This window comes from Streptomyces niveiscabiei, assembly GCF_001419795.1.
In the GTDB taxonomy this organism is placed as follows: Bacteria; Actinomycetota; Actinomycetes; order Streptomycetales; family Streptomycetaceae; genus Streptomyces; species Streptomyces niveiscabiei.
Genome location: NZ_LIRL01000020.1, coordinates 1 through 6,009 on the forward strand (window position 1 = coordinate 1; position 6,009 = coordinate 6,009).

Below are 6,009 nucleotides of genomic sequence, written 5' to 3' on the forward strand. Positions count from 1 at the left end.
GGGCGAGCGGATCGGCTCGCTGGTGTTCAACTTCGGCGGCCCGGGCGGCTCGGGCGTGACCACCCTGCCGTCGTTCGGCGCGGACTACGACAAGCTCCGCACCCGGTACGACCTGGTGAGCTTCGACCCGCGCGGGGTCGGCCGCAGCGCCGGCGTGAAGTGCGAGAACGACCGGCAGCTGGACGCCTACTTCCAGCAGGACATGACCCCCGACGACGCCACCGAACGCGCCGGATTCCTGGCCGCCACCAAGGAGTTCAACGCGGCCTGCGCGAAGAACTCCAAGAAGATGCTCCCGCACGTGCGCACCACCGACGCGGCCCGGGACATGGACCTCATGCGCCAGGTCCTGGGCGACGACAAGCTGTACTACTTCGGCATCTCGTACGGCACCGAACTGGGCGGCGTCTACGCGCACCTGTTCCCGAAGAACGTCGGCCGCGCGGTCCTGGACGCGGTCGTCGACCCCACGCAGACCTCCGAACAGGGCGCCCTGGGACAGGCGAAGGGTTTCCAGCTCGCCCTGGACAACTACGCCGAGAACTGCGTCTCCCAGACCGAGGACTGCCCCGTCGGCGACACCGCGCAGGGCGTGAAGGACCGCATCGCGGGGCTGCTCAAGAGCCTCGACGCGAAACCGTTGCCGGGGAACTTCCCGCGCGTGCTGACCCAGACCGCCGCCACGAACGGCATCGCCCAGGCCCTGTACTCGAAGGACTTCTGGGAGTACCTGACCGAGGGTCTGGAGCAGGCGTACGAGGGCGACGGCAAGGTCCTGATGCTGCTGTCGGACCTGATGAACGGCCGCAGCCCGAACGGCGAGTACAGCAACACGACCGCCGCCAACATCGCCATCAACTGCGCCGACGACAAGCCCCGCTACACCCCGGCGGACGTCGAGCGCCGGCTCCCCGCGTTCCGCTCCGCCTCCCCCGTCTTCGGCGACTTCCTCGCCTGGGGCATGGTCAGCTGCACCGGCTGGGCCGTCCCCGGCGCCGCCGACCACCCCGACGTGAGCGCGCCCGGCGCGGCTCCGGTCCTCGTCGTCGGCAACACCGGCGACCCGGCGACGCCGTACGAAGGTGCCCGCAGAATGGTGGAGGCGCTGGGCAAGGGCGTCGGGGTCGAGCTGACGTACAAGGGCCAGGGACACGGCGCCTACGACAGCAAGGACAAGTGCGTCCAGGCAGCGGTGGACACCTACCTGCTGGACGGGAAGGTCCCGGCGGCGGGAACCGTCTGCCCCCACTGAAACCGCAGGTCACAGGGTTATCCACAGGCTCGCACAGCGTCAGCTCGCTCCGCCTACGATGGCTGCACAGCCGTTCGACGCACGGAGCGGACGGCACGGAAGCGGGGGGTGCGTGATGGCGCGATTCGTACGGTGGGCCGCGTTGGGGGCGATTGCGGCGCTGGTGGTGGCCGGCTGCGGCGGCGGGTCGAAGGAGAAGGCGGACGACGGCGCGAAGGCGCCGACGTCGGACGCTCCCGCGGCGTCCGGACTGCCCGTCTCACTGACCGGACAGAAGCTCGACTGGCGGCGCTGCACGGGGAGTTCGGCACCGGGCAGCGCCTGGCAGTGCGCGACGATGAAGGCGCCGCTCGACTGGTCGAAGCCGGAGGGGCGGACGATCGACGTCGCACTGCTGCGGACGAAGTCGAGCGGTTCGGAGGGCGAGCGGATCGGCTCGCTGCTGTTCAACTTCGGTGGTCCCGGCGGTTCGGGGGTCGACACCCTGCCGTCGTTCGAACCGGACTACACCACGCTGCGCGAGCGCTACGACCTGGTGAGCTTCGACCCGCGCGGGGTGGGCCGCAGCGAGGGCGTGCGCTGCCGCAGCGACGAGGAGATCGCCGCCGCCGAGAGCGTGGACGCCACTCCGGACACGCCGGCCGAGGAGCGGGCGTTCCTCCAGGACGCCGACAGCTTCGGCCAGGGCTGCGAGAAGGCGGCCGGCGAGCTGATGTCCCACGTGTCGACGACCGACACGGCCCGCGACATGGACCTGATGCGCCAGGTCCTGGGCGACGACAAGCTGCACTACTTCGGCACCTCCTACGGCACCGAACTGGGCGGCGTCTACGCCCACCTGTTCCCGAAGAACGTCGGCCGCCTGGTCCTGGACGCGGTGGTCGACCCGACCGCCGACGCGGTGGGCCACGGCCGCAACCAGGCGCAGGGCTTCCAGCGGGCGCTGGACAACTACCTGAAGTCGACCGGCCAGGACCCGAAGGCGGGCACCCGGAAGATCGCGGACCTGCTGGAGAGACTGGACGCGGACCCGCTTCCGACATCGTCCGACCGCGAGCTCACGCAGGCCCTGGCGGTCACCGGCATCGTCACCCCGCTGTACTCCGAGTCCGCCTGGCCGAGCCTGACCAGCGCGCTGGAGGAGGCGGAGGACGGCGACGGCACAGGCCTGTTGGCGCTCGCGGACGCCTACAACGAGCGCGACGCCTCGGGCCACTACAGCACGGAGACACACTCCCAGCGGGTCATCTCGTGCCTGGACGACAAGCAGCGCCCGACGGCGGACGAGACGCGGAAGATCCTCCCGGAGTTCGAGAAGATCTCCCCGGTCTTCGGCCCCTTCCTCGCCTGGGACACGGCCGGCTGGTGCCACGACTGGCCGGTGGCCGGCCAGTACGAGACCCCGGAGGTCAGCGCACCGGGCGCGGCCCCGATCCTGCTGGTCGGCAACACGGGCGACCCGGCGACCCCGTACGAGGGCGCCCGCAGGATGGCCGGCGAACTCGGCAAGGACGTCGGCGTGCTGCTCACCTGGAAGGGCGAGGGACACGGCGCGTACGGCAGCGGCAGCGACTGCGTCGACTCGGCGGTGGACGCCTACCTGCTGGACGGCACGGTGCCGCAGGACGGAAAGGTCTGCTCATGACGGCGGCGGGGGCCTCCCCCACGCGTGGTGGGCGAGGCCCCCGCCGTCCGGGAGCGGGAGCCGTCTCAGTAGACCGGCTTGTGCGGTTCGATCTGGTTGACCCAGCCGATGACGCCGCCGCCGACGTGGACGGCGTCGGAGAAGCCGGCCGACTTCAGGACGGCGAGGACTTCCGCACTGCGGACACCCGTCTTGCAGTGCAAGACGATCTTCTTGTCCTGGGGCAGCGACTCCAGGGCGGTGCCGAGGAGGAACTCGTTCTTCGGGATCAGCTTCGCGCCCGGGATGGAGACGATCTCGTACTCGTTCTGCTCGCGGACGTCGATGATCTCGATGTTCTCGCCCTCGTCGATCCACTCCTTGAGCTGCTTCGCGGTGATCGTCGAGCCGAGGGCGGCCTCCTGGGCCTCCTCGGAGACGACGCCGCAGAACGCCTCGTAGTCGATGAGTTCGGTGACCGTCGGGTTCTCGCCGCACACCGCGCAGTTCGGGTCCTTGCGGACCTTGACCTGGCGGTACTGCATCTCCAGGGCGTCGTAGATCATCAGGCGGCCGACGAGGGGCTCACCGGTGCCGGTGAGGACCTTGATGGCCTCGGTGACCTGGATGGAGCCGATGGACGCGCACAGCACGCCCAGGACGCCGCCCTCGGCGCAGGAGGGGACCATGCCCGGCGGCGGGGGCTCCGGGTAGAGGCAGCGGTAGCAGGGGCCGTACTCGGACCAGAAGACCGACGCCTGGCCGTCGAAGCGGTAGATGGAGCCCCACACGTACGGCTTGTTGAGCAGCACGCACGCGTCGTTGACCAGGTAGCGGGTCGCGAAGTTGTCCGTGCCGTCGACGATCAGGTCGTACTGGCTGAAGATGTCCATCACGTTCTCGGCTTCGAGCCGTTCCTCGTGGAGGATCACGTTCACGTACGGGTTGATGCCGAGGACGGAGTCGCGCGCGGACTCCGCCTTGGAGCGGCCGATGTCGGCCTGGCTGTGGATGATCTGCCGCTGGAGGTTGGACTCGTCGACCTCGTCGAACTCGACGATGCCCAGGGTGCCGACACCCGCCGCGGCCAGGTACATCAGCGCCGGCGAGCCCAGGCCGCCGGCGCCGACACAGAGCACCTTCGCGTTCTTCAGCCGCTTCTGCCCGGCCATCCCCACGTCGGGGATGATCAGGTGGCGGGAGTACCTGCGGACCTCGTCTACGGTGAGCTCGGCGGCCGGCTCGACCAGGGGTGGCAGCGACACGGGGACTCCGTTGGTCGGTCAATCACTACAGTTGTTCTCCCTGCAACACTGCCACGCGCTTCTTCATTCCGAGACACCTGTTCCGATCCGCGAGACGATCTCGTCCCAGTAGCCGGGCAGGGTCTCCCAGGGGTCGTCCCGGCCGCCCCGGTCGGAACGGTCGGTGAACCAGATGGTCGCCGCGCCCTGCCAGCGGGCGACCCTGAGGGCTTCATCGAGATGCGTACGGGGCACCCCGTGCACGAAGTGGCAGAAGCGCTCCGGCGGATGCTCCGCCGTCCACTCCGCCACCTGCGACCAGCGGTAGTCGCTCCAGGCCCCGGAGAAGGTCACCAGTTGGTCGCCGTGCTCGGCGTATCCGGGGTGCGGGTGGGTGCCGTGGCCGAGGACCAGGTGGGCGTCGTCGGCGAACTCCCGCAGCGCGGCGGCCAGCAGGCCCGTGCCCGCGAGGCCGGCGCGCTCGGCGGGGCAGCGGTCCAGGAGGAAGCCGTCGACCCGGTACCAGCTCGCGTAGCGGCCCGCGTCGTCGAGGAGTTCACCCCGCGCGCGGGCGCCGTGTACGGCGTCGAGGCGGCCCAGGACGCGCACGCCCGCGTTGCGCAGCCGCCCGGCGGCCTCCAGGCAGTGCGGGTCGGGGCGCGTCCCGGGGCCGCCGGCGACGTCGAGGACGGCCCAGTGCAACGGCGCGCCCGGGCGGGCGAGTTCGCCCCACTCGCCCGGCGCCAGCAGGGGATGCGCGAACCCGGGGACGCCGAAGCCGGTGCGCACCCCGGTGCTCGCCCCGGTCACATGCGGCACGCGGCCTCCATCCAGATGTCCGCGAGGGACTCCTCCAGGCCGATCCTCGGCCGCCAGCCGAGCCGGTCGCGCGCGGTGCGCACGTCGGCCTGCTGCCAGCTCCCGCAGCCGTCCGGGTACGGGTACGCGACCGGCGCGACGGGGTCGTGCTCGTGCCGGGGGTGGCCGATGGCCGCCCGCATCGGGCCCGGGGGGACGTCGAGTTCGTGCAGCGCGCCCCCGTACCCGGCCACCCGCGCGAGGGTCGCGGCGGCGTCCCGCAGGCGTACGGCGCGGCCGGAGCCGATGTTGATGACGCCCTGCGCGGCGGACAGCGCGGCGGCGTGCACCGCGCGGGCGACGTCCCGGACGTCGACGAAGTCGCGCTGCGCGCCGAGGCCCGCGAGCTTCAGTTCGCCGTCGCCGGACTGCATCGCGCGGCGCATCGCCTCCGCGAGGCGGCCCAGCGGGCTCCCCGCGGGCGTGCCGGGTCCCGCCGGGGAGAACACCCGCAGCACGACCGCGTCGAGGCCGGAGCCGAGGACGAGTTCCGTCGCGGCGAGCTTGCTCACGCCGTACGGGCCGCCGGGGCGCGGGACGGCGTCCTCCGCCGTGGACGAGCCGGGCTGGCTCGGGCCGTACTCGGCGCCACAGCCGATCTGCACCAGGCGCGCGCCGCAGCCGCTGCGCCGCAGCGCCTCGCAGACGGTGGCGACGGCGACCGTGTTGTGCCGGATCAGCTCCTTCGCGCCGCCGCGCGTGGCGCCCGCGCAGTTGATGACGACCTGGGGGTGGACCGCGTCCAGGAAGCGCGTCAGCGCCCCCGGGCTGCCGGACGCGAGGTCGAACCGCACGTCGGCGTCGTCCCCGCGTCCGAGCGCGGTGAGCTGCGCCGCCGGGTCGGCGAGGAGCCGGTCCGCGACGAACCGGCCGAGGTATCCGTTGGCTCCGATCAGCAGAACCCTCATCGCGCCGCCCCCAGGAAGTGCAGGGCGCGGGTCGCTCCGGGTCGAGGCGTGGTCATCTGGTCTCTCCTTCGGGGGTGGTGCGGTTGCCCGCGGCGGGGTGGTGGGGCGCGCTCGCCACGCGCG

At 71.8% G+C, this 6,009-nt stretch carries 5 protein-coding genes; 2 read left to right on the forward strand and 3 right to left on the reverse strand.

Annotated elements, in window-relative coordinates; all coding sequences use genetic code 11:
* Together AOK24_RS01310 and AOK24_RS01315 are read left to right on the forward strand one after the other, a co-directional pair.
* On the forward strand, nt 1-1,252 hold a 1,252-nt coding region (locus AOK24_RS01310; RefSeq protein ID WP_055718172.1), incomplete at its 5' end, for an alpha/beta hydrolase.
* Nucleotides 1,253-1,367: 115 nt separating this feature from the next.
* Entirely contained in the window at nt 1,368-2,897 is a 1,530-nt protein-coding gene (locus AOK24_RS01315; protein ID WP_055718173.1) for an alpha/beta hydrolase, read from the forward strand.
* A 65-nt stretch (nt 2,898-2,962) separates the two neighbouring features.
* On the opposite strand, the gene moeZ is transcribed toward AOK24_RS01315, so the two are convergent.
* The 3 genes from moeZ to AOK24_RS01330 all read right to left on the reverse strand — a co-directional run bounded on the left by moeZ (nt 2,963) and on the right by AOK24_RS01330 (nt 5,886).
* A complete protein-coding gene (moeZ, locus tag AOK24_RS01320; RefSeq protein WP_055718174.1) occupies nt 2,963-4,141 on the reverse strand; it encodes an adenylyltransferase/sulfurtransferase MoeZ in 1,179 nt (392 codons plus the stop codon).
* A 63-nt stretch (nt 4,142-4,204) separates the two neighbouring features.
* Nucleotides 4,205-4,939 (reverse strand): spherulation-specific family 4 protein, encoded by a 735-nt coding sequence (locus AOK24_RS01325; protein ID WP_055718175.1) that lies wholly within the window; start codon nt 4,937-4,939, stop codon nt 4,205-4,207.
* On the reverse strand, nt 4,927-5,886 hold the full coding sequence (locus AOK24_RS01330) for an NAD-dependent epimerase/dehydratase family protein (RefSeq protein WP_055718176.1): 960 nt from the start codon (nt 5,884-5,886) through the stop codon (nt 4,927-4,929). The genes AOK24_RS01325 and AOK24_RS01330 overlap by 13 nt, the downstream gene beginning before the upstream one ends.
* Nucleotides 5,887-6,009 lie beyond the last annotated feature (123 nt).